Source organism: Arthrobacter sp. SPT-J7 (genome assembly GCF_059089965.1).
On the sequence record NZ_JBNHFF010000372.1, the window covers coordinates 1 to 2,039 of the forward strand.

A 2,039-nucleotide genomic window follows, 5' to 3' on the forward strand; every position below is an offset into this window, starting at 1 on the left:
GGAACTCGTAGGCGAGCTGGCCAATGCGGACCACGGCCTCAGGATCGTCGCCGTTCACGTGGAACACCGGTGCCTGGATCATCTTGGCAACGTCGGTGGAGTACGTGGAGGACCGGGACGAGGATGGGGCGGTGGTGAAGCCCACCTGGTTGTTGACCACCACATGGATGGTTCCGCCCGTGCGGTAGCCGCGGAGCTGGGACAGGTTAAGGGTTTCGGCAACCACGCCCTGGCCGGCGAAAGCAGCGTCGCCATGGACCATGATGGGCAGGACCGGGAACGACTCGCCCTGATCCAGGCGGTCCTGTTTGGCGCGGACGATGCCCTCTAGGACAGGGTCCACTGCTTCGAGGTGGGACGGGTTGGCAGCCAGGTAGACCTTGGTCTCCTTGCCGTTGTCCGAAGTGAAGGTGCCCTCGGTGCCCAAGTGGTACTTAACGTCGCCGGATCCCTGGACAGAGCGGGGATCCTGGGTCCCCTCGAATTCGCGGAACACCTGTGCGTAGGTCTTGCCGGCGATGTTGGTAAGCACATTCAGGCGGCCGCGGTGGGCCATGCCGATGGCCACTTCGTCCAGGCCGTCATCGGCGGCGTCGGACATGATGGCGTCAAGCAGCGGAATGAGGGACTCGCCGCCTTCAAGCGAGAACCGCTTCTGGCCAACGAACTTGGTCTGCAGGAAGGTCTCGAACGCCTCGGCGGCGTTCAGCTTGGAGACGATGCGCAGCTGCTCTTCACGGCTGGGCTTCGAGTACGGGTGCTCCAGCTGGTCCTGGAACCACTTGCGTTCGGCAGGCTCCTGGATGTGCATGTACTCAATGCCCGTGGTGCGGCAGTAGGCATCGCGCAGGACGCCCAGGATGTCGCGGAACTTGAGCATGGGCTTGCCGCCGAAGCCGCCGGTGGGCCACTCGCGGTCCAGGTCCCAGAGCGTCAGGCCGTACGTGAGGACGTCGAGGTCCGGGTGCTTGCGTTGGACGTACTCGAGGGGATCGGTGTCCGCCATCAGGTGCCCGCGGACCCGGTAGGAGTGGATCAGCTGCTGGATCCGGGCAACCTTGTTGATTTCGTCGGCCGGGTCCACCTGCTTGTCGGCGCTCCAGCGTACGGGCTCGTACGGAATGCGCAGGGACTCGAAGATCTCGTCGTAGAAGTTCTGCGCACCGAGCAGGAGCTGGTGGACCAGCTTCAGGAACTCGCCGCTGCCGGCACCCTGGATCACGCGGTGATCGTAGGTGGAGGTCAGGGTGAGGACCTTGCTGATGGCGTTCTGGGCGATGATCTTCTCGCTGGCGCCCTGGAACTCGGCGGGGTAGTCCAGCGCGCCGACGCCGATGATGGCTGCCTGGCCCTTGGAAAGGCGCGGCACCGAGTGCACAGTACCGATGCCGCCCGGGTTGGTCAGAGACACGGTGGTGCCCTGGTGGTCCTCGGCCGTCAGCTTGCCGTTGCGGGCGCGCTTGATGAGGTCCTCGTAGGTGTGCCAGAACTCGGAGAAGTTGAGGGTCTCGGCCTTCTTGATGTTCGGCACCATCAGCAGGCGGGTGCCGTCGGGCTTGGGCATGTCGATGGCGATGCCGAAATTCACGTGTGCCGGCTGGACGGCAACGGGTTTGCCGTCCACTTCGTCGTAGTACACATTCATGGAAGGGAACTGGGAGAGCGCGCGGATGACCGCGTAGCCAATCAGGTGCGTGAAGGAAACCTTGCCGCCGCGTGCCCGGGCGAGGTTGGAGTTGATGACAACGCGGTTGTCGATCAGCAGCTTGGCGGGGATGGCACGGACGCTGGTGGCGGTAGGCACCTGGAGGCTGGTGACCATGTTGGTGGCAATGGCCTTTGCCGGTCCGCGGAGGACGGAAACAACGTCCTCCTCCGGAGCCGTGGGAGCCTTGACGTTCTTGGGAAGCTGGGCCGGGATGGGCTGTGAGCCGGTGCCGGACTCGGTCTTCTTCGAACCGTCGCGGGCCACAGTGGCCGGAGCCTTCTTCGCCGGTGCCGGGGCAGGAGCGGCGGCCGCCGCAGAGGCCGGCGGTGCC

At 65.0% G+C, this 2,039-nt stretch carries 1 protein-coding gene; it reads right to left on the bottom strand.

What is annotated here, in order from left to right; all coding sequences use genetic code 11:
- Nucleotides 1-2,039 (bottom strand): multifunctional oxoglutarate decarboxylase/oxoglutarate dehydrogenase thiamine pyrophosphate-binding subunit/dihydrolipoyllysine-residue succinyltransferase subunit (locus AC5RWX_RS32750; RefSeq protein ID WP_494100334.1); only part of this gene is annotated, 2,039 nt, incomplete at both ends.